The 26,061-nt window shown below is 42.8% G+C and carries 21 protein-coding genes; 11 read left to right on the plus strand and 10 right to left on the minus strand.

Annotated elements, in window-relative coordinates:
• Positions 1–65: 65 nt before the first annotated feature.
• The 3 genes from AACW75_RS24885 to AACW75_RS24895 all read left to right on the plus strand — a co-directional run bounded on the left by AACW75_RS24885 (position 66) and on the right by AACW75_RS24895 (position 3,984).
• Positions 66–1,379 (plus strand): TolC family outer membrane protein, encoded by a 1,314-nt coding sequence (locus AACW75_RS24885; protein WP_145571321.1) that lies wholly within the window; start codon positions 66–68, stop codon positions 1,377–1,379.
• Positions 1,379–1,990 carry an OmpA family protein gene (locus AACW75_RS24890; protein WP_145571319.1) on the plus strand — a complete coding sequence of 204 codons (612 nt, stop codon included), beginning with the start codon at positions 1,379–1,381 and terminating at the stop codon, positions 1,988–1,990. The genes AACW75_RS24885 and AACW75_RS24890 overlap by 1 nt, the downstream gene beginning before the upstream one ends.
• Before the next feature lie 335 nt (positions 1,991–2,325).
• Positions 2,326–3,984, plus strand: coding sequence for an ABC transporter substrate-binding protein (locus tag AACW75_RS24895; protein WP_145571317.1), 1,659 nt, complete (start codon positions 2,326–2,328; stop codon positions 3,982–3,984).
• 100 nt (positions 3,985–4,084) lie between these two features.
• On the opposite strand, the gene syd is transcribed toward AACW75_RS24895, so the two are convergent.
• Positions 4,085–4,630, minus strand: coding sequence for a SecY-interacting protein (gene syd / locus AACW75_RS24900; protein ID WP_017076208.1), 546 nt, complete (start codon positions 4,628–4,630; stop codon positions 4,085–4,087).
• A gap of 131 nt (positions 4,631–4,761) precedes the next feature.
• On the opposite strand from syd, the gene queF reads away from it, so the two are divergent.
• The 5 genes from queF (at position 4,762) to xni (ending at position 12,225) form a co-directional block, all read left to right on the plus strand.
• A complete protein-coding gene (gene queF / locus AACW75_RS24905; RefSeq protein ID WP_135456017.1) occupies positions 4,762–5,607 on the plus strand; it encodes an NADPH-dependent 7-cyano-7-deazaguanine reductase QueF in 846 nt (281 codons plus the stop codon).
• Positions 5,608–5,664: 57 nt separating this feature from the next.
• Positions 5,665–7,923 (plus strand): tetratricopeptide repeat protein, encoded by a 2,259-nt coding sequence (locus AACW75_RS24910; protein ID WP_017076210.1) that lies wholly within the window; start codon positions 5,665–5,667, stop codon positions 7,921–7,923.
• A gap of 118 nt (positions 7,924–8,041) precedes the next feature.
• The gene (locus AACW75_RS24915) at positions 8,042–9,607 is read left to right on the plus strand and encodes a sensor domain-containing diguanylate cyclase (protein ID WP_135456015.1); all 1,566 of its coding nucleotides are present in this window, start codon (positions 8,042–8,044) and stop codon (positions 9,605–9,607) included.
• Positions 9,608–9,942: 335 nt separating this feature from the next.
• Positions 9,943–11,310, plus strand: a complete 1,368-nt coding sequence (ppnN, locus tag AACW75_RS24920; protein ID WP_017076212.1) for a nucleotide 5'-monophosphate nucleosidase PpnN — start codon at positions 9,943–9,945, stop codon at positions 11,308–11,310.
• 141 nt (positions 11,311–11,451) lie between these two features.
• Positions 11,452–12,225, plus strand: a complete 774-nt coding sequence (xni, locus tag AACW75_RS24925; protein WP_145571316.1) for a flap endonuclease Xni — start codon at positions 11,452–11,454, stop codon at positions 12,223–12,225.
• A gap of 199 nt (positions 12,226–12,424) precedes the next feature.
• Here the strand turns inward: xni and AACW75_RS24930 are convergent, their stop codons facing one another.
• The 8 genes from AACW75_RS24930 to pomA all read right to left on the minus strand — a co-directional run bounded on the left by AACW75_RS24930 (position 12,425) and on the right by pomA (position 22,154).
• Positions 12,425–14,455, minus strand: a complete 2,031-nt coding sequence (locus AACW75_RS24930) for a TonB-dependent receptor plug domain-containing protein (RefSeq protein WP_145571314.1) — start codon at positions 14,453–14,455, stop codon at positions 12,425–12,427.
• Positions 14,456–15,003: 548 nt separating this feature from the next.
• Positions 15,004–16,095 carry a 23S rRNA (cytidine(2498)-2'-O)-methyltransferase RlmM gene (gene rlmM / locus AACW75_RS24935; protein ID WP_029225208.1) on the minus strand — a complete coding sequence of 364 codons (1,092 nt, stop codon included), beginning with the start codon at positions 16,093–16,095 and terminating at the stop codon, positions 15,004–15,006.
• Positions 16,092–16,490, minus strand: coding sequence for a DUF423 domain-containing protein (locus AACW75_RS24940; protein ID WP_065103071.1), 399 nt, complete (start codon positions 16,488–16,490; stop codon positions 16,092–16,094). Before AACW75_RS24940 ends, rlmM begins: the two co-directional genes overlap by 4 nt.
• Positions 16,480–17,103 (minus strand): alpha/beta fold hydrolase, encoded by a 624-nt coding sequence (locus tag AACW75_RS24945; protein ID WP_145571313.1) that lies wholly within the window; start codon positions 17,101–17,103, stop codon positions 16,480–16,482. The genes AACW75_RS24940 and AACW75_RS24945 overlap by 11 nt, the downstream gene beginning before the upstream one ends.
• Positions 17,096–18,004 carry a transcriptional regulator GcvA gene (locus AACW75_RS24950; protein WP_017076217.1) on the minus strand — a complete coding sequence of 303 codons (909 nt, stop codon included), beginning with the start codon at positions 18,002–18,004 and terminating at the stop codon, positions 17,096–17,098. Before AACW75_RS24950 ends, AACW75_RS24945 begins: the two co-directional genes overlap by 8 nt.
• A gap of 658 nt (positions 18,005–18,662) precedes the next feature.
• Entirely contained in the window at positions 18,663–20,111 is a 1,449-nt protein-coding gene (thiI, locus tag AACW75_RS24955; protein WP_145564130.1) for a tRNA uracil 4-sulfurtransferase ThiI, read from the minus strand.
• Positions 20,112–20,429: 318 nt separating this feature from the next.
• Positions 20,430–21,377: a flagellar motor protein MotB gene (locus AACW75_RS24960; RefSeq protein WP_135456005.1), complete on the minus strand. Its 948-nt coding sequence runs from the start codon at positions 21,375–21,377 to the stop codon at positions 20,430–20,432.
• Positions 21,378–21,389: 12 nt separating this feature from the next.
• On the minus strand, positions 21,390–22,154 hold the full coding sequence (gene pomA / locus AACW75_RS24965; protein WP_004734406.1) for a flagellar motor protein PomA: 765 nt from the start codon (positions 22,152–22,154) through the stop codon (positions 21,390–21,392).
• Between the two features lie 298 nt (positions 22,155–22,452).
• Here pomA and xseB point away from each other — a divergent pair, with 298 nt between their 5' ends.
• From xseB to dxs, 3 genes are read left to right on the plus strand one after another with little or no spacing between them, the layout of a single operon-like run.
• Entirely contained in the window at positions 22,453–22,695 is a 243-nt protein-coding gene (gene xseB, locus AACW75_RS24970; protein WP_010436379.1) for an exodeoxyribonuclease VII small subunit, read from the plus strand.
• A 20-nt stretch (positions 22,696–22,715) separates the two neighbouring features.
• The gene (gene ispA / locus AACW75_RS24975) at positions 22,716–23,600 is read left to right on the plus strand and encodes a (2E,6E)-farnesyl diphosphate synthase (RefSeq protein ID WP_145571311.1); all 885 of its coding nucleotides are present in this window, start codon (positions 22,716–22,718) and stop codon (positions 23,598–23,600) included.
• Positions 23,601–23,621: 21 nt separating this feature from the next.
• Positions 23,622–25,505 (plus strand): 1-deoxy-D-xylulose-5-phosphate synthase, encoded by a 1,884-nt coding sequence (gene dxs, locus AACW75_RS24980; protein WP_135456003.1) that lies wholly within the window; start codon positions 23,622–23,624, stop codon positions 25,503–25,505.
• 190 nt (positions 25,506–25,695) lie between these two features.
• Here the strand turns inward: dxs and AACW75_RS24985 are convergent, their stop codons facing one another.
• A complete protein-coding gene (locus AACW75_RS24985; protein ID WP_135456001.1) occupies positions 25,696–26,055 on the minus strand; it encodes a putative quinol monooxygenase in 360 nt (119 codons plus the stop codon).
• Between the last annotated feature and the right edge of the window lie 6 nt (positions 26,056–26,061).

Genomic DNA, 26,061 nt, shown 5'->3' on the forward strand with positions numbered 1-26,061 from the left:
CATTCATTCTAAATCAATAAAAACAAATAATGATTTAAATATTATTAACAAATTGGAGAATTTCTTTGAAGCTAATTTACTGTAGCTTACTGTGCAGTGGGCTTTTATTACCACTACCTTCTTGGGCACAGTCATTAGAGCAAGCGGTATCACAAACCTTTGCTACAAATCCAGAAATAAAAAGTGCGTTTAATGAATATATAAGCAAACGCTATTTAATTGATGCATCTACAGGAGCCTATAGACCGAGTTTAGATTTAGATGCAGGAATAGGGTATGAAGCAATTAATCCAGCTTCCGAAATCGCTCGCGGATCAACTGAGATGACACGCAGAGAAGCATCACTTACGCTAAATCAATTGATATGGGATGGTTCAAAAACTCTGAATGATATCGATCGTGTCTCTGCAGATGCTGAGTCAGTTCGACTACAATTATTATCGAATGCACAAAATACAGCACTCGACGTTGTAAGGATTTACATTGAGACTATTGAAGGTTTTGAGATTCTCGCTCTATCAGAGAGTAATCTCGCGACACACGAAAAGATATACGTCGACATAAAAAAGCGTACAGACTCAGGTATCAGTTCAACTGCAGATCTTACGCAAATTGAAGCACGTCTAGCAAAAGCACATAGTAATTTAATCGCAGCTGAAAACAACTTGATTGACTCACAGACCACTTTCATTCGCCTTGTTGGGGAAGCTCCTCAATCCCTTATTTTTCCTCGAGCCGATAAAAACTTTATCCCATTAACGTTGGAACTCGCTCAAGAGCAAGCCTATGAATCTCATCCTGTTATTAAAATATCACAAGTGGATGTTGAGTCTGCAAAATTCCAATATAAGCAAAGCCAGTCAAACTACTTCCCTACCCTTTCATTTGAAGCCAAGCAGAGTTGGAAAGAGGATGCTGGAGGAATAGAAGGTAGTAGTGATGAAACAACAGCGATGATACGGCTTAATTACAACCTTTATAATGGAGGTCGAGATTCAGCAAAGAGTTCAGAAATGGCTTACCAGTTAAACAAAGCCAAAGATTTACGAGAGAGAGCATATCGCTCAGTTAAAGAAGAACTACAACTGTCTTGGAGCGCTTTAGAAATGACATCTCAGCAAAAGGTCTTCCTTGCTGATCATGTGGATTCGGCCTCCGAAACCGTAATTGCGTACGAAAAACAATACTTAATAGGCAAACGTACTTTGCTCGATCTTTTGAATACTGAAAATGAACTTTTCGAATCACGAAAAGGTTACGTAGAAGCAAAATATTCCGAACAATACGCAAAATATAGAGTCCTTACTTCTACAGGTAACCTATTGAATGCATTGAGAGTTAACTTACCGAGAGAGTGGACAAATAAGGTGGATTACTAATGTACAAACAAACCATTTTTTGGTCTTTTCTATTTTTTACTTTCAACATTCAAGCAAGTGATGAGATTAGTTACATCCCAACCCCGAATGTAAGTCAAGTTGCGGACCAGTTTGACCAAGATAGTGATGGGGTCATCAATGAAAGAGACCTTTGCCCAGACACCCCTCAATTTGCTGAGATAGACAATGATGGATGTGGAAGCCTTGTTGAGACAGAGGATTCATATGTTATTCGAATCTTATTCAATAATGACTCCGATACAATAGATTCAATTTATGATCAGCAAATCAAAGGTATGGTTAACTTCTTAAAGCAGTATTCGAATACCGCAATTGAAATTCAAGGTTACGCCAGTAACGTCGGAAATCACCAATACAACATGGCTCTGTCGACACGTCGAGCTAAACAAGTTCGTAACAAAATAATAAATTTGGGTATAAAAGAAAGTCGAATAAGGATTGTAGGCTTTGGTGATACTCAACTGAGTTCAATAGGTATTGATGAAATAAGCCATGCTCTAAATCGAAAGGTTACAGCTACGGTTGTAGGGCATAAAGGTGAAGTAAAAGAAGAGTGGAATATATTTACAACTCTTCCAAAAGCACATTAACACGATATGATGGGATGCAGAGCATCCCATCTCCGTCTCAATATTGAGACTTTATAATAACAACCAAAAAACAACCATCTATTATTTATAAATAGTTATATTATTATCCAGAAAATAAATGGGGTGTTAAAATTAGCAATCATTAGCAATCACTTCCCGCCAATATAATACTAATAAAGTTTCATACATTACCAAAACCATCAAATAATGCTTATAACAACATCGTTAATAGCGTATGTACACCATATTCCAAACTCTATATTTAGATTAATTCAAATATATCCACAGAACTCGATTTACTTAAAAGCCCAAACACATTATATAGCGATATAAATATGACTGAAACATGCCTTCGCAGGCTAAACCAATTGTTGGGCCACTACGATCATTCAGTACTTTATGAAGTTAACTTAGACGAGCTGGAAAACGTGTTTGCCACCTCCCGACGTAACACATCCAACATTCTAAAAATTTTAGGAGACTACAATTGGATTTTCTGGCAACCAGGTGTAGGGAGAGGGAAAAGTAGCACCATCCAAATAACAGTTTCAATGTATCAAGCAATCTATCAAACCCTTAGCAGTGAAATAGAATCAAATAACTTTGACGTTATTGCTAAGATTCTATACGCCTATCAAGAGGTTGCGGCTAACGCTTTAAATCAAGCAATGCTTGAATCCAATAGGAATAAAGAGGCTTCAAATTCTCTCGTGATCACTCAATATCCCTGGGTCAATGAGTTAAACCCAACTTTAACTTACCGGTTTTCAGAGCTACAAATAGCTCGAAGTCTTTACGACACCTTACTCATAGTTAATGTACACGGGAAACTGGAGACGCAGCTGGCCTATGATTACAGGGTAGATGGAAAAAGTATCTACCTCTGGATCAGACCAGAAGTAATTTGCCATGATGGGTTGCCTTTGACTATAGATGATGTATTTTTTAGCCTTAGAGAACTAAAAAATACACAAGGTCCAGTTAATCTATTATTCAAGCAAGTTGAAGATATCTATTTCTCGGAGTCTGAAAGAGCCGTTTGTATTCAACTGGAAAGTGAAAACCCACTTTTCCTATACTGTCTCGCTACAGCGAATGCTTCAGTTTTTACTAGTCGCAACCTTTCCTTCTCGAAGAAGAGAAGTATACCAATCGGTACCGGTCCATTCTCACTATCTTGTTGGGATAAAGATAAGGTCGTACTAAGAAAGAACCCGCATTACTTTGCTAAAAACGCATTGCTTCAAGAAATAACACTTTCACACCAAGGCAGCGAACTTGAGCACTTTGTAAGTTTCAATCACCCTGCCCTCGAAACAGAAAAGCATCTAATCCAAGCCTTTTCATACTTAGCTTATAATATGCGTGAAAGTAGTGATATTTCTCCCCACACGATCAATAACCTTTTTAAGTACTTAAAATCAATTCGAAATCAATTTAGCGTCAGTGAAAACTTACACCCGATGACACTAAACGAGTCTTCCTCATGCTCTATAAACCCGATTTCGACACCGATATTAAGTGGAAAGTTGGTCTTAACGCACCCGAAATGGACAATTAAGTATCTTGAGAACCTTTCTAACTGGTTAATTAAAAAAATTTCCGAGACAGGTATAATCGTGGATGTCGTTATCTTACCCAATGCGAGCACACCAGAAATGCTTAGAGATCAAGCCGATCTCTTATTTGTAGAAGAGGTTATAGAACAACCCTTAGAGTTCGGCCTTTATGAATGGCTGCTAGCCAGCACTGCCATTCGATTTATTTACCCTTATGAACGACTCTTAGAACATACATCAGACCTTCATAAGCAATTAACAAATGAAGACCAACTACCGCAATTAGTCACACGGTTTAATCAACTATGTTCAGAAAGCTCTTTACTCCCACTTTTTTGGGGGCAAGAAGAAGTAGTTCAAGCGAAACAGGTTAATGGGCTTTACATAAACAAATCGGGATACAGTGATTTTTATAAGCTTTGGATCAATAACTAACCAGTAGTGTAAATATCATCGTCAACCTAGGCTTAGGTTGACGTCTCTAAAGTTCCAGCATCATAGAAAAACGTCACTAGACGAAATCACTTGCTTCACCTTATACCGCTGGTTGTAACTTGTTTAAAAATTCTGCCAATGTCTCGGCTAACACATCACGATTTTTGGTTCCCAAACGCTCTAAAACTACGTTACCCGTTAAGTTACAGATAGAGATAACATCCAGTTCAGCGTCAGTAGCTGCGATGAAAACCGTTGGCTTTAGCTTCAAACGACGCTGAGTCACTAGGTGGCCTAAGATGTTTTCTTGCAGGCATTCGAAGTCTTCATCACTCCAAATCTGTAATAACGTCAGATCGTTACCGTCAAAAGTCGCGTTCATATCTGCGCTGTATTGCGCACCGTAGAAGGTTTTGATGTCTTCATGCAGCGTCAACTCGATACCCGTTTCAACGTTAGTGAAATCCGCGAATTGCTCACGTGGATAGTTTTTCCATAACACGGCGTCGCCGCTCTTTTCTTCTACGCAAGGCGACACAATATCAACCAACTCCTCATTGCGAGGTAAGCTTTGGTGTTGCTGCTGCCACGCGTCAACGTATCGCTGACTAAAAGAAAGTAGTGCGTCTTGAGCACGTTGAGTCATGAAAATCTCCTAAACACAAAATAATAAATAGAATCCGAGCCCTTTCAGCGCCGATTAAGCGATGACTTAATGACAGGGTAATAGGGATTCAGTAAAATCGACCCCATTCTAATCGAATTTGAAACGAAAGTATGAGCAAATATTCTGACGCAAAAGAGCTAGCGGGTTTAACCCTTGGCCAAAAAACTGAGTACTCTAACCAATACGATGCAAGTTTATTGCAGCCAGTACCTCGTAGCCTGAATCGTGATGACCTTGCGCTAAACGGTGACCTGCCTTTTGTCGGCCATGATATTTGGACGATGTACGAGCTTTCGTGGCTAAACACCAACGGCCTACCACAAGTGGCGGTGGGTGAAGTTTTCATCCCAGCAACGAGCCCAAATTTAATTGAATCAAAATCTTTCAAGCTGTATCTGAACAGCTACAATCAAACTCAATTCCAAAACTGGGACCAAGTCACTGAGCGTCTTACTCAAGACTTGTCGGCATGCGCTGGCGAAGCCGTGATTGTGAACGTTAACTCGGTAACCGACTACACCAACCAACCTATCGTGACGATGGAGGGTGACTGTATCGACAACCAAGACATCCAAATCACCAGTTATGATTTTGAAGCGTCATTACTTGAAGGTGCTGCTGGCGAGCAAGACGTAGAAGAAACACTACACAGCCACCTATTAAAATCGAACTGTTTGATCACCAACCAACCCGATTGGGGCAGTGTTGAGATCGCATATTCAGGCAAGAAAATTGACCGTGAATCACTGCTACGTTATTTAGTTTCTTTCCGTGAGCACAACGAATTCCACGAACAATGTGTTGAGCGTATCTTCACTGACATCATGAAATACTGTGCACCATCGAAGCTAACCGTGTTCGCACGTTACACGCGTCGTGGAGGTTTAGATATCAACCCATACCGTTCAACAGAGCAAGATAGACCAAGTCACAATAAGCGTATGGCTCGCCAATAATCAGGTTGAAACACCCACTCTTATTTGAACCTACCCAATCTTTAAAGGGATATTGAAATGCGTTGGTTATACGTTGTTAGTCTATTTATTTTAAGCTTAAGCACATCGGTTCATGCGTCGGTTTATTCATCGGCGCTGCTCAATGAAGCCAATAACTTGGTTGAGATCGAGCCGAGCCAAGCAAAACAAATGGCGAATAGCTACCTAACGCTACGTATCCTTTCTGATCAAAGCGAGAAAAGCCCATCGGCCATTTCTCGCGAAGAGACAGACTCTTCGATTAGAACTCCAAACAGCAGTATCGATGCCTACAAGATATTAGCGAAAGCAGAATACAACCTTGGCAACATTCATACTGCAATTCAACATATCGACAAAGCGTCTGAGTTAGCGAAAACTTATAAACTTGAGTACCTAAAATTGGATCTTCAGATCCTAAAAGTTAGATTACTTTGGCTTAGTGATAGAAAATCAATCAAAGCAAAAACAGAGCTAGCGAGTATCGAAACAGACCTAGAATCGGTGAATAAAACCTTACGCTTAACAGAAGGCATCACCTATCGTTTGATCATGTTAAAAGCCGATATCGCCTCTTATGATAATAAAGTAGACGAAGCCGAGAAGTTCTATCAAGAAGCGAAAACTTACCTAGATCAACGCTACTCAGAAAAGGTCACCATCGACTACCACATCGCAGTCGGTGAATTTTATCTGAACCACAAAGAATACAATCACGCGCTATCTGAATTACTTTATGGTTACTGGAAGTCGGTAGAAGGCAACCTAAGCGCACGCTTAGCCAAAGTAAACCGCTTGCTTGCACAGCTTTTCTTTGAGCGCCAAGTATTGGATAAAGCACTAGAGCACCTTTCTCAAGCCGCTGATTTCTACGACAACTTTGAAAACTCTCCGATCTTGGCACAAGTGCTAAAGAAAATGGGTGATGTGTACTTCTTCCAAGGAAAATATAACCTCGCTTTAGTGCATTTTTTCAACGTCCTAGATCATGAAAGTACCGACCGAGACATCCACCAAGTTATTGATATTAGGTTAAGTTTATCAGCAACTTACTTGCGTCTTTATAACTACCCTCTGGCAGAGCAGTACCTAACACGCGCACTGGAACTGTTGGAATACACTGACATTCCAAAGCTGGAAGGACGCGCTGCGCTGTTATCGGCAGGATTGGCTTACCACTTGCAAGAAAGCGATGATGTAATCAAGCATGCAACGCGTGCACTCGAAATTTCACGTCAGGTAGAAAATATGCGCCTGTCGCAACGCTCATACTATTTACTTTCTTTGGGTTATGAGCAAGCAGGCCAACCTCAACAGGCATTAGCCAACCTCAAGCAATACAATAGTCTGGTGTCTTTAGAGCAACAAAAACTCAACCGTGTTGGCGAGGATGCATTCCGTCAACAGAAAGAGTTTGCCGAACAAACACTGCACTATGCCGGCCAAGCGCAAGAACTGGAAAGATATAAACTAGAGCATCGTAAATTCCAAAAAATATCGTTTGCCCTATTTTTGTTCAGCATCATTTTGTTCTTCTTTGTTCTGCGCAGAGGCTACCTGATTCAAACCTTAGCCAAAGAAGTGGACTCACTGCGCACAGACCTCTTTACCCACTCACGTTCAAAGCTTCCCAATCTAAGAATGCTGAATGCTAAGCTCTCAAATTCGTTAGAACAAACGAGCCAAACCTTCGAGCAATGGCAGCTTGGCGAGTTAATTTATGAGCCACTGAACGACCGTTTACGCTTTGTGATGATTGATTTACCTTTCCTACGCAATATGTACACGCAGAATGGCTACAAAGCAGGTCTAGAGTTAGAAGACGCTTTTGGTGACTTCCTAAAATCAAAACTTGAAGGCCCGGCACGCGTCTACCATTTCTCAGATGCGAACTTGCTTTATATAGAGCCAAATTCAGACCGAGATTCATCACCAGAAGCCATGTTCCTAAAGATTCAATCGTGGATTAATAACTTCGAACCAGAACGCAACATCAACCGTACGCTTCGAATGGGCATCGCTGACTATCCGTTCTTACCACGCGCTTACACTGCGATTAACGACCAAGAGTTACTAGATGTATTATTGATGTCGACCAACTTAGCACGCGAGATCAGCTTAAAAGAACGCACTAGCCAATGGGTATACCTCAAAGCTATCGATAATGCTCCAGCGGCAAGCCTTGCAACTGGTAACATAAGAGAAGCTTGTAAACATGCCATTAATCAAGGGTTAATAAAAATACAATCGTCGTACCAGAATGAGGACAACATCAAAAAAATGCTAAAAGATGACTGATTTGCGAGCGGTTAAGACTTGCAAGTCGTGACCTTATTTTTAGTTTTGTTATTATCGATGCAACGGAATTTCATTTAAATGATCGTGATCGGTCTACGCGGCGCTAATTAATACATCTATGGGCATTCTTGAAAAAGACATTCAGGCGCAACTACACCAATTGAAATTTCAATTGGAGCAAGTTCGTTTGACGCAAAGAGACACCTCGTTCAAATTTATTAGAGAGCAGAAAGTTCTTAAGCGTATCGTCACATCTTTAAGTGATGCGTGTGTTGGTAGTAACAGCTATTTAGATGAAAACCTCATTGCCCTTAGGGAAGAGCTAGAAAAGCAAAAAGACATCAGCTCAATGATCCCAAAGTTGGCAGTCTTAGAAAGGATGCTCAAGCAGAAAACGTTGGCTATGGATAAACAGAACGGATATCTGGACGACAGCATTAAGCACAGTGGAGAAACGCTACAACGTATAACTGGCCTTCCAGCACCGTTGAAACGTGACCTGCGAAACTTACTTAGCTTCTCCGAATGTAATGGCAGTCAGAAAGTTGACCACGCCATGAAACTTCTCGGTATTTACGAGCGTGCCATAAAGATTATGGCGAATAACTCGCGTACTCATTTCGCCGACGCTGCCCAATCGCCAGAACAAGAACTCCTTTCCGACCTATCAAACGAATTACAACATCTGATCACTGAACTCGACTTTGAGGGTGAATCAGGTGATTTACTCGCCGATATTCGAGCAAAACTTTTGATTGGCGTTTCAACACAAAGCTTACTTGAGCTAACACTTCAGATCCTCAAACTGGTTATTGAAGGCACCAACCTAGAGCGTAAGAAGTCTGAACAATTTATCGATCAACTCAACGCATCACTCGCTTCCAGTATCAAAACAGCAGACCAAAATGCTGACCAAAGCCAAAGTTACTTTGAGCACCGCCAAGGTCTGAACTCTGAGTTAAATGAGCTTGTATCTAAAAGCCAAAACTCCGTTGATAAAGCAACAGACATCGATAACTTAAAGCAGACAATTAATCCTCTGCTTAGTGAAATCGCCTCTCTTTCTGAAAGACTGAATCATGCCGAGCAAAAAGAACAAGCTCTGATAGAGAGAATGAATTACGGGAAAACTCAGTTAGACTCGCTCTATGAAGTGACTCAAGACTACCGAAAACGTTTGGAAGATCAGGCTCAGCGTATGCTGCTTGACCCTCTAACCAAGGTCTACAATCGTACTGCCTTTACCGATCGTCTAGAACTTGAATACCGTCGTTGGATTCGCGCGCAACACTCACTGCGAGTCGTTCTGCTCGACATCGACAACTTCAAAGCCATTAACGATAGCTTTGGTTACACAGCGGGTGATAAAGCGCTAAAAATCATAGCGAGAACCATCACCAAAGAAACAGGCACTACCGACACCGTCGCGCGTTTTTCTGGTGAGGAATTTATCTTGTTGTTGCCAGAACAAACCGATGAATATTGCCATCAGGTAATTCAAAACATCCAGACGCAAGTGAGCCGATTGCCATTTAAGTTCCGTGACCAACAGATCACCATTACCTTGTGTGCGACAACCACTCAGTTTAAAGAATCAGATACACCTGAAGAAATATTAGAGCGACTAAATAAAACGCTAAACAAAGCAAAACAGCGCGGTACTAACCAACTGGTTTGGAACTAAGCCGACCCTAGATTTAATTTATTTCTTTTTTTCAAATACTTATCACATACCAATTCCCTCAATGTTTGCTAAGCTAATGATTAACATTCGCTTAACAAGCATTATTGACATGCAATGCTGTTTATAAGAGCTTGAACAACTGTATATTGACTCTTAAGCAACTGGATATTAGCTCTTAAGCAATCCCATACAATCCATTAAGCAACGCTGTCGTAACCGTTTCGTCTGGTTAACTCTTCTCACCTTTAACCAAACACTTTCAACGTTTGCTTCTCACTCTCGAGCCAGAGGGTCACTTCAAAAGTCGCCTCTGCTCTTCTCAACAAGGAGGCACTATGATTACTCATATCAGCCCTGCCGGTAGCATGGATTTACTCTCTCAACTTGAAGTTGAGCGTCTTAAGAAAACCGCATCTAGTGATCTGTACCAACTGTATCGTAACTGTACATTGGCGGTACTCAACTCAGGTAGCCACACCGACAACTCAAAAGAATTACTCGATAAATATCAATCATTTGATGTTGAAGTCGTTCGTCGTGAGCGTGGTATCAAGCTCGAACTGAGTAACCCACCAGAGCATGCCTTTGTCGATGGTGAAATCATCAAGGGTATACAAGAGCACCTATTCTCAGTGCTGCGTGACATTGTCTACGTCAACATGCATTTAGCAGACAACCAAAGACTGAACTTAACCAATGCTACTCACATTACCAATCTAGTGTTTGGGATCTTGAGAAACGCAGGAGCGCTCACGCCGGGCATTGAACCGAACCTGATTGTTTGTTGGGGTGGTCACTCGATCAACGCCAACGAATATCAATACACTCGCGAAGTCGGTAATGAACTTGGGTTGCGTGAACTGAACATTTGTACCGGCTGTGGACCAGGCGCTATGGAAGGACCAATGAAAGGTGCAGCCATTGGCCATGCTAAACAACGCTATACCGAACATCGTTATTTAGGTCTTACTGAGCCTTCGATCATCGCTGCTGAGCCACCAAACCCGATCGTAAATGAACTGGTGATCATGCCCGATATAGAGAAGCGTCTTGAAGCATTCGTTCGTATGGCGCATGGCATCATTATTTTCCCTGGTGGCCCCGGTACAGCTGAAGAGCTGCTGTATATCTTAGGGATCATGATGCACCCGAATAACGCAGACCAGCCGATGCCTATTGTTTTGACGGGCTCGAAAGAGAGCGAAGCTTACTTCCGTTCAATTGATAAATTCATTGGCGAAACTCTGGGTGAAGAAGCACAAAAGCACTATGAAATAGTGATTGATGACCCTGCACGCGCTGCGAAAATCATGAAACAAGCGATGCCAGATGTACGCTCTCACCGTAAAGAGACCGGCGATGCTTATAGCTATAACTGGTCACTGCATATCGAGCCTGAGTTCCAACTGCCCTTCGATCCGACACATGAGTCTATGGCGGCACTTGATCTTCATATGGACCAGAAAACAGAAAGCCTTGCGGCTAATTTACGTAAAGCGTTCTCAGGAATTGTGGCGGGTAATGTCAAAGCCGAAGGTATTCTAGAGATAGAAAAACATGGTCCATTCCTCATTGATGGTGATAAAGAGTTGATGACAAAAATGGACCAACTGTTAAGTGACTTTGTTGAACAACATAGAATGAAACTGCCGGGCGGCACTGACTACGTTCCTTGCTATAAAATTATGCCTAGCAGCGAATAACGACAAGTGACTGATAACAGGCCACAAGCATAAAGCTAAACAAGTCATGACGTTTACGTCACCAACGTTTCAACTAACCTACTGATACGTTACTATAAGGGGCTAGCAACCCCTTATTTATTGCCTATTTAGTGGAAACCTATGTCTATCCATCTTGTTATTATCGATGCCTTAAATCTCATCCGACGCGTACACTCTGTTCAGCCGGATCCAGCCGATATAGCAAGAACCATTACCACCACAACTCGCACACTGAACCGAATTCTAAACGAATCACAACCAACCCACATCATCGCGGTATTTGATCACCATTTACAAGATAGAGGGTGGCGCGCTGAGGTACTTCCTGCCTACAAACAGAACAGAAAGCCAATGCCTGAACCATTAATGAAAGGTCTTGATGCTATTCAGCAGGCTTGGTGGGAATTAGGTATTGATTCGCTGCTATCTGATGGTGATGAAGCGGATGACTTAGTAGCAACGCTCGCTAAGAAAGTGGCCGATCACGGAGAAAAGGTCACAATAATCTCTACCGATAAGGGCTATTGCCAGCTGTTATCACCAACGCTACAGATCCGTGATTACTTCCAACACCGCTGGTTAGATAAACCCTTTATCGAAGCGGAATTTGGCGTAAAGCCTGAACAACTTGCAGATTACTGGGGATTAACTGGCGTAAGCTCAAGCCAAGTTCCGGGCATTCCCGGAGTTGGACCTAAAGCGGCAAAAGAGATCCTAACCACGTATCCAGATATTGAAGCGGCATTCCTAGCTGAAGACTTACCAAAAAAGTATCGTAAGAAGTTCGATGAGCATATTGAATCGGCTCGCGTATGTAAGCTCGTTTCTGCACTCAAAACAGACATCGATTTGGGTTTTAATCTGCAAGATATTCGTTACGAAGCGGTGTCTTAATTCGACGTTACTAGCTTAATCGCTAAAAAGCTAACCGTTAGAAATAAATCGCTTATAGATCAAATCATTAGAAACACAGTCTTTAGAAAGTAGAAAAGCCTTAGTCTGAACTAAGGCTTTTTTGGTTTCAGTTAAGACGAAACATGTCGCTTATACTGGTTAACTTCTATTTCTAAAATGACTTGCAGTAAAGAGTGGATTAGAAGCTATAAGCGATTGAGGCTTTGAAGTTACGACCCGCTTCATAGCTGGTGTACTTATCAGAACCCCAAGATATACCAAAGCCAGTATGCTCTGCGTATTTCTTATCAAACAAGTTATCAACACCTAAGTTCATCTCTAGATCTTTAGCGAACGTAGGAGTGTAAGCTGCCCAAATGTTATGAGTCGCAAAACCTGTGCGTTTTATTTCATCACCATCTTCATCGGTGTAATCGTTACCTGGAACAAAGCGAGAGTCCCAACCAAATACGAACTCACTGCTCAAACTGTAGTTAAAACCAGCCTTAAAGTTGTGAATACCCGTTTTGTTCATGTGACTCGTTTTATCATTTTTCAGATTCTTTTGGTCGCCATCTGAGTAAGAGTGGTTAGCATAAACACTTAACGCATCTAGCTGGTAGCTTAATACCGTTTCAACACCCCACACTTCAACATCATACTGGTTAGCTAATGTTGAGTTGTTCTTAGTTGGGTGCATTTGATTATCAAGGTTGTAGGTGTAAGCCGTGAAACCTAGAATAGCGTAATCCGCCGCAAGTAAGCTTGTCAGTTCGTAATCAAAACCCGCTTCATAGTTGTTACCTGTCATCGCTTTGGTATCAGACTGATTCACGTCACTTGCTGCTTTCATAGTAAGTGTTTCAGGCAGTGATGCGCCTTTAAATAAACGACCGTAACCAACACGAAGCTTTAGATTTTCTGTCGTTTGGTACTCACCTTTGAACTTAGGAGATAACTGGTCGAAGTCACCGGAGTAAACACCACCAAGCTTATGAACGTCGTAACGTAAGCCTGTCGTTAGACGAAAATCGCTGAACTCGTACATGTCTTGTAGATACAACCCGTAAGCGGTAACTGTTCCGCCATCCATCCCGTACTTCTTGGTTTCACCTTGGTGAGAACCGCTTTGGTATACTCCATCACCAGCATCAATCCATTGTTCCGCTTTATAACCATCAAGGCCGTAAGTAAGCTCGTGCTCACCTACCCAAGAGATATTACGAATATCGCCACCGATGGTCGTGACATTGTATTCACGGTCTGGGATAGCAATAGTGCCATCTTTGAACCAATCGCCATTAGCGTCTTTGTCCCACGCATCATCAACAAGCGCATCGCGATCCATGTATTGACGGTTGTAGTAAACATTGGTTTTCAAATGCACCAAATCGCTACCCGCATCATATTCGTGCTGTAATGTCACCGTATCGCGATTAAGAGAATTATAGTTGTGCTCGTTATCCGCATACAGCGCACCAGCCTTCTCACCAGAAAGCTGACGTTTACCACCATCATTATATCGGTTAAAAGTTAACTTAAATTCGTTAGCATCATTAGGGATGAACACAACCTTAGCTAGGCCAGACTTCAGCTCACCTTGCTTTGACGTTACCGCCTCTTGATCTGGAATGTGCAGATCGCCATCTTCTGAATAGTTCGCAATCCCCATGAACTGCAACTTATCATTCACTTTGGCATAAACAGCAACGTTTGTTGAGAAGCGCTCATAAGCGGTTTGATAGCTTGTTTTTACTCGTGCACCAACACTTTCGCCCGGCTTAAGAAGATCGTTAGGATCTTTGGTTTCGTAGCTAAATGAACCGTTAATCGCACCAGAACCCGAAAGTGCTGAGTTACCGCCGAGTTCAATTTCAGCACGCTTGAGCATCGCAGGGTCAATCGCCTGATCGCCCGAGTGGTGAAATAGCTGACCTTCTTGACGAGCACCATCAATTGTCACAACGGCAAACTTATCTTCCATACCTCGTACATACACTTTGCGAGAGTAACGTGCGTTTCCGTCAACCGTTACACTCGGCATGGTGTTCAAAACATCTTTAATGTCTGATGCTTGTTTCTTATCGAGCGTGTCTGAATTTATTTCAGTCTGAACAAGTTGATCGAGGGCGGAACCGATAACGACAACGGTTTCGGGTTCATCGGCAGCAAAAGCTGTAAACGAAGATAAAGCAACCGTTACGGCCACTGATAGTGCTTTAAGTTTCATAATAGATTTTTATATTTTATAGATTAGAATGAGAAGTGATGAATAATACACACTTTGAATGATAATTCTTATCATTTACATTCTTTACTTACATTCGCTTACTTTTAATAAAATCACTTTTGATTAAGATATTCGAGCTGTAAAACTTACTCCGTTTTACCGCTGAATCTTTGAATAAAACCTACTTTTCAGAATAGATATAGGTAGCCGTAAGTATCATTCACCTACGGCTTTTTTAAGATAATATCGCCGAAAATCTAGGGCTAATTAGCAAAGATATAAGATTAATTAACGAAGATATAAAGTCAGTACACGAAGGCATAAGATCAAATAACGAAATTGAACTCATATTCAGCTCAATGAAAAACACGCTCAGAGACCTAAAACCTCTTCGTAAACTCTCTACTGATATTGTTAATTTTCAAGACACCTAGAGGTTATGGTCCTCCTAGCCAAGCTTGTTTTCCAAAATACAGATACAAAAAATGCCCCTTAAAGGAGCATTTCATTGGTCACTGACAGTACTAATAATTCACTTAAGTGAATTGTTAGTACGGTGAGATATTCGAAAGCGACTGAATATGAACCGTGATCTCTTCGCGATCGTGGTAAAGGTGCTTCGCCTGCATCTTGAATTTAACTTTGTTATCAATCAGGAACTGTTTCAGGTTCTCGATATCCTGCAGTACTTCATCGTAACGGCCTTTCATTGGCAGTTTAAGGTTGAACAGTGCTTCTTTCGCCCAGCCTTTGATGATCCACTCACCCATTAAGTGAGCAACACGAGCTGGCTTCTCAACCATGTCACAGATAATCCAAGTCACGTTCTTACGGTCAGGTTCAAATTTAAAGCCATCCACCATGTGGTGCTTGATTTGACCCGTTTCCATTAGGCTGTCTGCCATCATGCCGTTGTCAACACAGTGAACGAACATAGAACGCTTAACCAGTTGGTAAGTCCAACCACCTGGACACGCACCCAAATCAACACCCCACATACCTGGAGCCAAGCGCTCATCCCATTCATCACGAGGGATGAATACATGAAATGCTTCTTCTAGCTTCAATGTAGAACGGCTTGGTGCATCTGATGGGAACTTCAAACGAGGAATGCCCATAAAGAACTGTGAGTTGTTGGTTGGGTAAGAGTAACCGACCAAGCAGTGACCCGGAGCGATAAAACATAAGTGAAGCACAGGCTTCTTAACATTGTCTTTCGCTGTCATCAGGCCTTTACCACGCATAGCTTGACGCATTGGTACGGTAAACTTACGGCAGAACTTCAAAAGCTCTTTCGCTTCATTGGTGTCAGGCGTTTCAATACGGATATCGCCACAACGTGGGAAACCTTCTTTCTCAGAAAGCGCCTCAAGAATTGGGGAGATACGATCATCAGTCGGCAGATCTTTGATTTCAACCGCTACCGCGATCATTTGACGAGCAAAGATCAGCGATTGGAAGTCGATCTCTTTAACCAGTTTATCGGCTTCGCCTGCTTGATAACATTCAAACAATACAAAGCCTGTATTGTTCTTTAAGCGAGGAAAACCAAACACTTCCAGTTGTGTTGCCTTGTCTTGAATTTCGCCAGCACATTCTTTTTCAAAACCAGAGCGACAATAAAGTAGTACGTGTTTCACTGAGTTACCTCTTTTATATTCAAAGCAGCGAAGGAGAAGACTCCCCAACCAATGATAAATAGTAGACCACCAAACGGTGTTATAGGGCCAAACCATTTTATTCCTGTCAGTGCTAGCCCATAAAGGCTGCCACTAAAACAAAGGATGCCGATGATAAAGCAAATTGCCGCAATGAAAAAATATTTTTGTGATTTAGCGCCAAGTTTCATCTGTAACAGAGCACCACATGCCAATATCGCTAGAGTATGAATAAACTGATACTGAACACCCGTCTCAAACACACCCAAAAGATACTCAGGCAAGATCGCTTTTAAGCCATGAGCGGCGAATGCACCAAGCATCACAGCAATGGCACCAGAAATGCCTGCGATAGTGAGTAAATACTTACTTCTCATTGAGCACCTCTTTGATAAACGCGGAAAGTTTTTCGACCGTCAACGCAATGTTCTGCTGCTCGGTATAACCAGAACTCTTACGAGGTTTAAAGCTATGATCGCCATCGGGAATAAACTCAACACGAATTGAATCCGACAAATCGAAACCTTCAAATTCTTCACGCTTACCAAAAGTGTCACGTTCACCCTGTAAAATGAAACAAGGCTTCTCTAGTTCAGCAAGGTGTTCACCTTTGTATTTCTCTGGTTTGCCTGGAGGGTGGAAAGGAAAACCTAAACACGCCATCGCTGCAACCTTATCAAGTTCAGACAAATGACTCGCCATGCGCCCTCCCATCGACTTACCGCCAATCACAAGTTTATCGGCATCAACCTGCTCGATAATCTCTTGGTAAGCTTCAAGCAGCTTAGGGGCTCTGTCAGGTGGACGACGCTTGCCATCTTCAGCACGCTTAATCATATAAGGGAAATTAAAGCGGATAACGCGTATTTCTTTCAACGCTAACCCTTTCGCCACCGACTGCATGAATTCATGATCCATACCGGCACCCGCACCATGTGCGAAAATAAAGGTGATAGGATAATCTTCACCATCAATGATGACATTATTCATCAAGTAGGTCCTCTTGCTCGCTCTGCGCTTTGGCAAGCATCCAGTCACGAAAAGTGGCAATACGTCCCATGTCAGCTTGTTTCTCATGACAGACAACATAGAAGGCATTCTTGCTGACCAACACCTCGTCAAATGGTGCTATCAAACGGCCTGCCTCTATTTCAGGCTGTGCTAATACATTATTGCCCAATGCAATGCCTTGGCCGTGAGCCGCAGCTTGCAGCACCATGGTTGAGTGACTGAAGATCGGACCATGATTAACGTTCACGCCGTCGATACTATTTTGCTTGGCAAATTGTTTCCAATCTTTACGAGAGGTATCGTGCAATAACGTATGGCATGCTAAATCACTAAGCGATTCTAATGGCTTGGTTCCAAGTAACACCGAAGGTGAGCACAAAGGAATTAAGTATTCTTGATAAAGCTTATCGGCTCTTAAACCAGACCAATTACCTCGCCCGTAGTAAATAGCGACGTCTACGTCATCGGTTAACGAGCCTTCATCCATATCAACGGCTTTGATTCGTACATCAATATCAGGTTCTTGCTGATTAAAGTCTGCAAGCCTTGGTACTAACCATTGAATGGCGAAACTTGGCGGTAAACTAATAGTCAATGCGCCCTTCTCACTTCGCTCAAGCACTTTGTCAGTGGCTTCTGCGAGTGATGTGAAAATATCTTTGATATCCAAGAAGTAACTTTGCCCTTCTTCGGTCAGCAGCAAAGAACGGTTTCTTCGACGAAAAAGCTTCAAAGACAAGAATTCTTCAAGTGCTTTTATCTGATGGCTGACCGCAGCTTGAGTAACAAACAACTCTTCTGCAGCACGCGTAAAACTCAAATGTCGAGCAGCGGCTTCAAACACTCTTAACGAGTTTAATGGGGGTAATCGACGAGACATAGTCACTCTCTAAATAAGCATTAGTTTTTTTTATCTGAAACATTATAATTTGTCCATTGCCTAGCGGCCAGAGAAATTCTATATTTCATCCCGCAGTAGCTAGCCTGAACGGCTTGATTCTCTCTAGAATCAATTGGTTTAGCTCCTGCGATGTTGTGTTTGCAAACTCGTTCTTTTCGAGTTGGGTAGAGTTCTACCAAATGTTTTGTTGCAGTTCTATACTGAAACGAGGCATGTACTTCCTGTATTTATTTTGACCTGTCTGTCAAATTTGTTTGCACCGCCTTATGGGCGGTGTTTTTTTATGTGCAAAGAAAAGTAACAACAAGTTTATCAATAGCTGAACTAATTAATCTTGATTATTTTTCATCGTTAATCACAGAATTAGACGCGCACTCAAATAGTCAACTGAACACATACAAATAGAATCATTGAATAGCACTAAAAAGTAACAGAATCCTTCAAGATACTCACATTTCTCAGTCACAAAGAAACCAACTTAGAACCCAAAAAATTAAAATATCAAAGCCTACCGATACCGCACCAAACTCACGCCCCTCCCGACTTACTGTAAATCATTAACAATAAAAAATAAAAAAGCCGCTTACTTTCTAGTAAGCGGCTTTGCAAAATATTCAGCTATTCGGTTAACACACCACTATGGGCGGTAAACCTTAACGTTATGGAAGCCTTGCTCTTGTAGGTAAAGTGCCTGTAGACGACTCATTACACCACGGTCACAGTACAGCAAGTACTCTTTCGCTTGGTCCAAGTCGCCAAACTGAGTCGAAAGCTTAAAGAACGGAATGTGTTTCACTTCAACACCATCGATCTCTAGTGGGCTTTCGTCTTCTTCGTCTGGGCTACGGATATCAAGAACGATAGCGTGCTCAGCAACAGCCTGAACTTGTTCAACTTCCGGCGCTTGCTCTTGGCTCTCTTTCTCGATGTCACGGATATCCATAACACGAGCGTTCTCGATCACTTGATCCAGCACTTCAAAGTTAAACTTAGCTTCTTCTGCTTCTAGTTTACCTTTCTTCGCTTTTATTGTTGGCTTCTTAGAGATAACACCACAGTATTCAGGCATTACTTTCGCGAAATCTTCGGTGCCAATCTTACGAGATAGATCGATGATGTCTTCTTTGTCCCAGTTGATGAGCGGACGCAGGATCAACGTATCAGTCACGTTATCGATGTGACGAAGGTTAGTTAGCGTTTGGCTAGAAACCTGACCTAATGCTTCACCTGTAACTAGGGCTTCGATACCGAAACGTTCGGCAACCATACCACCAGCACGCATGAACATACGCTTAAGTACAACGCCCATTTGGCCGTCTTCTACGTTTTCTAGGATTTCAGCCACTACCGGTTCGAAATCAATAGAGATAAACTTCACTTTTGCAGAAGCACCAAACTTGTTCCACAAGTAATGTGAAACTTGCTTAACACCAATTTCGTGCGCTGGACCACCTAGGTTAAAGAAGCAGTAATGCACTTTAGAACCACGTTTGATGTGTAAGTAGCTTGAAACGCCAGAATCGAAACCACCTGAGATCAAGCTAAGCAGATCTTCTTGAGTACCTAGAGGGAAACCGCCTAGGCCTTTATGACGCTCAATAACTTGGTTAAGCTTCTCGTTCTCGACTTCAACTTTAACGGTAATATCTGGATTCTTCAGTTTTACTTTTGCTGATTCAACTGCTTGGTTTAAACCACCACCTACGTAGCGTTCTAGCTCGATAGAGGTAAAGTCATGTTTACCACGACGCTTGGCTCGCACAGAGAAAGTCTTACCTTCAATAAGAGCACCGCTTCGTTCAAGAACTTGCTCGTAAATATTGTGTAGGTCTTTAAATTCTGATTGCTGAACTTCAAGGGAGTGATGAATACCCGGAGTTTGCGTCAATACTTCGAGTGTTTCTTTAAAGTACTTGTCGCTCTCAGACGTCACTTCGATGTGGTCACGACGGTTGAAGACAGCCACAGACTCAGTACGACGCTGAAGAATAGTACGAATATTACGTTCTAGAATCTTTGTGAAGCGCTTACGCACCGATTCACTTTTAATAAAAATTTCCGGATGAGGCTTAACAATAAATTTCATAGTACTTTCACGCCAATAAGGTTCACAAATTTTAGTAGGTTCATCACCACGTAAAAGGTCATTTCACATAGTTATTGAAGCAATAATAGATCAATATTAAATCTAAGGGCGCGAATTATACATGAGAAAGTGAAACAAGGAAAAGAGTGCGTGCTTTAGCACCACCAATAAACAGAACCTGATGACAAACTACCGCATCAATTTCTTTCTATCTCTCTTTCCTCCTCTTCCCACGTTTCGTACAGACACCTTTATGTCTCAAACAAAAAGCCCAATCGATTAAAGATTGGGCTTTGGAATACATACTCTTGGTAAAGACTATTCGGTAATCGCTGGAACTTCTTCGCTGTAAAGTGGTTCACCTTGCATGATGCTGATTTCTACGCGGCGATTTAGGCTGCGTTGCCACTCCGTATCATTTGGCTCGACAGGTTCTGTATCCGCCATACCACGCACTCTCAAACGTTGATGAGAGAAACCGCGAACCTTTTCCATCTCTTGAGCAACAGACACCGCTCGCTGTGATGATAAGTCCCAATTAGAACGATAAAGCTCTGAATCAAGTCTCTGGTTATCAGTGTGGCCTGAAATACGAACAATACCCGGCACATCTTTTACCAGTTCAGCAACCTGCCTAACTAAAGGTCGAAACTTAGGTTGTAAGAAAGCGGAACCCGATGGGAATGCACCTTTCTCACGAATTCGAATGACGATCTGCTGGCCAAGATTCTCAACCTCAATCGCGCCTTGGTCAATCTCTCGCTCCAACGCCTTCTTGATGCTTTCCATCAAGGTTTCCATCTCTTGCGATTGAGCCTCAGCTTGCTGTTGCTGTTGGTCTGACTCAGAGTTTTGATTGTCATGAGTAGAGACCTCTGGCGACTTGCCTCCGGTCATCTTGCCTTGGTCTCGCATTGTACCGCCAGCACGCTCAGATTCACCTTCATGAAACTCAAGCGTTTGCTGCGTAATATCAATGGTCTGTTGCATGATCACATCAATCGGTGTCGGCTCAGGGCGACCAGGACGGAACTCCTGTGCAATGATGCTAGTCCCTTTAGGAATATCTTTCACTTCCAAGCGGTTTTGTACACCAAACGCAAATTTCATCGACCCTGCGATCTGTTTGAACTTCAGTACATCCATCTCAGAGAATGAGAGCAGCAGTACGAAGAAACACATCAGCAGTGACATCAAGTCAGCAAATGTCCCCATCCATTGAGGTAACCCCGGAGGAGGACATTTGCATGGATTTTCTTCATCCATCTTCAAATCCTCTTACGCGGGTTCACCATCAATAGTTCGCTTACCTTCATTTAGGTAGCTCTTCAGGTAACCATCAATAACTCGTGGGTTCTGACCATCTTGAATCGCTAAAACACCATCCATAACCAAGCGACGGTTCAGCGTCTCTTGGTCACGACGTAGGGCAAGTTTGTCTGCAATCGGGAAGAACACCATGTTCGAAAGGATTGCACCGTAAAGCGTGGTTAAAAGTGCAACTGCCATTGCCGGGCCGATCGCTTTAGGATCATCCATGTTCGAAAGCATAGCAACCAAACCAACCAGGGTGCCAATCATACCCATCGCAGGTGCAACATCACCAAATGCAGAGAATACTTTCGCGCCCTGCTCGTGACGCTCTGTTGTTAATGCGATGTCTTTTTGCAGTGCAGCACGCACCACATCACCATCATGGCCATCCACCAATAGGTCGATACCTTTTTGCATGAAACTGTTACTGATTTCCATCTCTTCGAGTGCTAAGAAGCCGCCTTTACGCGCTGCATCAGCCATCTCTACGACTTTAGCGATAAGATCTTCAGGCTCATCGGCTTTAAACATAAATGCTTTGCCGGCAATTTTAGTCGCGCCAAAGAACTGCCCCATAGTGAACTTCATCAGAACAACAAACGTTGAACCACCCACCACGATCAAAATGGATGTCGTGTCATAGAACATCCCGAGGCTTCCACCTAGGATCATTGCCATGATTACAAAGGCAAATCCACCAATCAAACCTATTAGGGTTGCTAAATCCACTGAGCACTCCTCATGCTTTTTTGTAGCTCTACGTCGACGATAATCTTTTTATCGGCCAGACTATAAGATCTTTTAGTAAATTCTTGGCCTAAGTATCACACTTTTCGTTTTTGAGTCACAACTATTAGCCGACTTTGGCCCTATCCGTAGCGCATAAACTCGATAAAGCTAAGGTTATTCAATCAAAGTGAGTTCAAGTCCCTTAAAAACGAACTTTCTAGCAAAATTTATTGGTTACATTTGACCATATCAACGGCCTAGGGTAACGTTCGTTCATCTTTCCAAACGCAGATTTATTATGGCTACTAAGAAACCTGAAAATATGAGCTTTGAAGCAGCAATCGAAGAGCTTGATGGCTTGGTTGATCAACTAGAAAATGGTGATCTAGCTTTAGATGATGCGCTGAAAAAATTCGAACGAGGCATCTCCCTCGCTCGTGCTGGTCAAAGTAAACTAAACGATGCTGAACAACGCGTTAGCATCTTACTGCAAAATGATCAAAATGCAGAACTTAGCGACTTTAACCCACAACCTGAATAACGAATTGTATGAGATCCCCTATGATCGAGACTTTATTGTCTTATCAAGCACGTAATAACGAGCAACTGAACCTTTGGCTTGATCGCCTGCCACACCAAAATCAGAATCTTATCAACGCGATGCGTTACGGATTACTTTTAGGCGGCAAACGTGTACGTCCATTTCTTGTCTACATTACAGGGGAAATGCTTGGCTGCACCGCTGAAGAACTCGACACTCCAGCTTCTGCAATCGAATGTATTCATGCTTATTCTCTGATTCACGACGACCTTCCAGCAATGGATGACGACGAACTGCGTCGTGGTCATCAGACTTGTCACATCAAATACGATGAAGCGACAGCCATTTTAACTGGCGATGCACTACAAACTCTCGCGTTTACTATACTTGCAGAAGGCACATTAAGTGCTGCTGGGGAAAGCAATCGCGTTCGAATGATTCAACGCCTAGCTGAAGCCTCTGGTGCTCAAGGTATGTGTATCGGTCAGGCGCTTGATATTGAAGCAGAAAACCGCGCTGTCACGTTAGAAGAACTGGAAGAAGTTCACCGTAATAAAACGGGCGCTCTTATGAAGAGTGCGATTCGTTTAGGTGCACTGACTGCTGGTGAAAAAGCGTTAGAAGTCATGCCTCAATTAGACAAGTACGCCGATGCAATCGGGTTAGCCTTCCAGGTTCAAGATGATATTTTAGATATCATCAGCGACACCGAAACTTTGGGAAAACCACAGGGTTCTGACCAAGATTTGAACAAAAGCACCTACCCTTCTTTGTTAGGTTTAGAGGGCGCTCAAGAAAAAGCGCAAACTCTGCTACAGGAAGCGCTTCAAGCTTTGGCTGCAATCCCATACAATACCCAGTTACTCGAAGAGTTCGCCCGATACGTCATCGAGCGCAAGAACTAAGACAATAAGCGCGCATTACCTATGACTCTTGATATATCAAAGTACCCAACTCTTGCTTTGGCTGATAAGCCAGAGGATTTGCGTCTACTTCCGAAAGAGACGCTAACACAGCTTTGTGATGAATTACGCACCTATCTTCTTAACTCAGTGAGCCAGTCAAGTGGCCACTTAGCGTCAGGCTTAGGTACGGTAGAGCTAACAGTTGCTCTGCACTATGTGTACAACACTCCTTTTGACCAATTGGTTTGGGATGTTGGCCACCAAGCATACCCGCACAAAATTCTTACTGGTCGTCGTGACCGCTTGTCGACTATCCGTCAGAAAGATGGATTGCACCCATTCCCATGGCGACAAGAGAGCGAATACGACACCCTATCTGTTGGTCACTCTTCAACATCGATCAGTGCCGGACTTGGGATGGCGATCAGTGCGAAGAAAGAAGGTAAGAATCGTAAAGTCGTAAGCGTTATTGGTGATGGCGCGATTACCGCAGGTATGGCTTTCGAAGCAATGAACCACGCGGGCGATATTCACAATGACATGCTGGTTATCCTTAATGATAACGAGATGTCGATCTCTGAAAACGTCGGTGCTCTAAACAACCACCTAGCTCAAGTTCTTTCTGGCAGTCTTTACACGTCTATTCGTGAGGGTGGCAAGAAAGTGCTATCAGGCGTTCCGCCGATTAAAGAGCTCGTTCGTCGTACAGAAGAACATCTAAAAGGCATGGTTGTCCCTGGCACCATGTTCGAAGAGTTAGGCTTCAACTACATTGGTCCAATTGATGGTCACGATGTGAATGAGCTGATTAAAACGCTCAAGAACATGAGAGATCTCAAAGGTCCTCAGTTCCTGCATATCATGACGAAGAAAGGCAAAGGCTACGAGCCAGCTGAGAAAGATCCAATTGGCTACCATGGCGTACCTAAATTCGATCCGGCACATTCAAGTCTGCCTAAGAGCACCAGCTCTAAACCAACTTTCTCTAAGATTTTTGGCGACTTCCTATGTGATATGGCCGCTCAAGATCCTAAGCTAATGGCGATCACGCCTGCAATGCGTGAAGGTTCTGGTATGGTTCGTTTCTCTAAAGAATACCCAGAACAGTACTTTGATGTAGCGATTGCTGAGCAGCACGCTGTGACGCTAGCCACCGGTATGGCGATTGCGGGTGATAAGCCGATTGTCGCTATTTACTCGACTTTCTTGCAACGTGGCTACGATCAACTGATCCACGATGTTGCCATCATGGATCTACCGGTTATGTTCGCGATTGACCGTGCAGGTCTTGTCGGAGCGGATGGTCAAACACACCAAGGTGCGTTCGACTTAAGCTTTATGCGCTGCATTCCAAACATGGTGATCATGGCACCAAGCGACGAAAACGAATGTCGCCAAATGCTTTACACCGGCCACCAGCACACAGGTCCAAGTGCCGTTCGTTACCCTCGTGGTAATGGTATGGGTACTGAGATTCAAAGTGAGTTTACTGCGCTTGAGATTGGTAAAGGTCGTATCGTTCGCGAAAGCGAAAAAGCAAAAGATGGCTCGAAGGTCGCTATCCTGAGCTTTGGTACTTTCCTTGAGAGTGCACTTCAAACCGCAGACACTATCGATGCGACAGTTGCAGACATGCGTTTTGTGAAACCGCTAGATGAAGCTCTGATCAAACAACTTGCTGCTGATCACGATGTCCTCGTGACTATCGAAGAGAACGCAATTGCAGGTGGTGCAGGCTCTGGGGTGGTTGAATTCTTGATGAAAGAGAAACTACTGATGCCCGTATTGAACCTTGGCTTACCAGACAAATTTATTGCTCAAGGTACTCAAGGTGAACTGCACGAAGAGCTTGGCTTAGATGTTAAAGGGATTGAGCAATCAATCGCGGCTTATCTAGCTAAATAGATTCTTTACAAGGTAAGTAGGTGTTTACTAGGTCAACATCTAACTAAGTAAATACCCAGCTAAGTGAGTCTTTAGCTAAACAGCAAAATCAAAAAAGGTTGGCCCTAGGGTCAACCTTTTTAGTATGTGTCGATTAACTAAAGTCTTATCGACTAAAAAACTTATTCGTTAAAACCTTAGCTTACTAACCTTAACAACAAGGCTTAAGTACTGGCGCGTCATAGTTCTCTGGTTCGTCAGAGTAGATAGCAACATTGAACTTCTCGACTAACCCCGTCTCTTCAACGCACTGTTCTTGGAAGAACTGTTGGATTTCATTACGCTGACAGTGAGCTTCAAATGCCTCGTTGTCTGCCCAGATTTCATTGAATGCGATAGGGAAACTCTCACCTTCAGCAAATGGGCTCTTGATGTGACGAGTCACTGTATATTGGATACAACCGTCTTCACGCATTGTGTTTGGCTCTAGTGACTTTAGCACTTCAAACAACTCGTTCAATTTGCCTTCTTTAGGCTGAAATTGAGCAACGCAGTAAATCTTCTTAGACATTGTAAT

The sequence above is a fragment of the Vibrio sp. L3-7 genome (assembly GCF_963898195.1).
In the GTDB taxonomy this organism is placed as follows: domain Bacteria; phylum Pseudomonadota; class Gammaproteobacteria; order Enterobacterales; family Vibrionaceae; genus Vibrio; species Vibrio echinoideorum.

What these genes read in the sequence shown, in the direction of transcription:
- AACW75_RS24890 (WP_145571319.1), top strand. Translation starts at nt 1,379, where the DNA reads ATGTACAAACAAACCATTTTTTGGTCTTTTCTATTTTTTACTTTCAAC.
- AACW75_RS24895 (WP_145571317.1), top strand. Translation starts at nt 2,326, where the DNA reads ATGACTGAAACATGCCTTCGCAGGCTAAACCAATTGTTGGGCCACTAC.
- syd (WP_017076208.1), bottom strand. Translation starts at nt 4,630, where the DNA reads ATGACTCAACGTGCTCAAGACGCACTACTTTCTTTTAGTCAGCGATAC.
- queF (WP_135456017.1), top strand. Translation starts at nt 4,762, where the DNA reads ATGAGCAAATATTCTGACGCAAAAGAGCTAGCGGGTTTAACCCTTGGC.
- AACW75_RS24910 (WP_017076210.1), top strand. Translation starts at nt 5,665, where the DNA reads ATGCGTTGGTTATACGTTGTTAGTCTATTTATTTTAAGCTTAAGCACA.
- AACW75_RS24915 (WP_135456015.1), top strand. Translation starts at nt 8,042, where the DNA reads ATGGGCATTCTTGAAAAAGACATTCAGGCGCAACTACACCAATTGAAA.
- ppnN (WP_017076212.1), top strand. Translation starts at nt 9,943, where the DNA reads ATGATTACTCATATCAGCCCTGCCGGTAGCATGGATTTACTCTCTCAA.
- xni (WP_145571316.1), top strand. Translation starts at nt 11,452, where the DNA reads ATGTCTATCCATCTTGTTATTATCGATGCCTTAAATCTCATCCGACGC.
- AACW75_RS24930 (WP_145571314.1), bottom strand. Translation starts at nt 14,455, where the DNA reads ATGAAACTTAAAGCACTATCAGTGGCCGTAACGGTTGCTTTATCTTCG.
- AACW75_RS24940 (WP_065103071.1), bottom strand. Translation starts at nt 16,490, where the DNA reads ATGAGAAGTAAGTATTTACTCACTATCGCAGGCATTTCTGGTGCCATT.
- AACW75_RS24945 (WP_145571313.1), bottom strand. Translation starts at nt 17,103, where the DNA reads ATGAATAATGTCATCATTGATGGTGAAGATTATCCTATCACCTTTATT.
- AACW75_RS24950 (WP_017076217.1), bottom strand. Translation starts at nt 18,004, where the DNA reads ATGTCTCGTCGATTACCCCCATTAAACTCGTTAAGAGTGTTTGAAGCC.
- thiI (WP_145564130.1), bottom strand. Translation starts at nt 20,111, where the DNA reads ATGAAATTTATTGTTAAGCCTCATCCGGAAATTTTTATTAAAAGTGAA.
- AACW75_RS24960 (WP_135456005.1), bottom strand. Translation starts at nt 21,377, where the DNA reads ATGGATGAAGAAAATCCATGCAAATGTCCTCCTCCGGGGTTACCTCAA.
- xseB (WP_010436379.1), top strand. Translation starts at nt 22,453, where the DNA reads ATGGCTACTAAGAAACCTGAAAATATGAGCTTTGAAGCAGCAATCGAA.
- ispA (WP_145571311.1), top strand. Translation starts at nt 22,716, where the DNA reads ATGATCGAGACTTTATTGTCTTATCAAGCACGTAATAACGAGCAACTG.
- dxs (WP_135456003.1), top strand. Translation starts at nt 23,622, where the DNA reads ATGACTCTTGATATATCAAAGTACCCAACTCTTGCTTTGGCTGATAAG.
- AACW75_RS24985 (WP_135456001.1), bottom strand. Translation starts at nt 26,055, where the DNA reads ATGTCTAAGAAGATTTACTGCGTTGCTCAATTTCAGCCTAAAGAAGGC.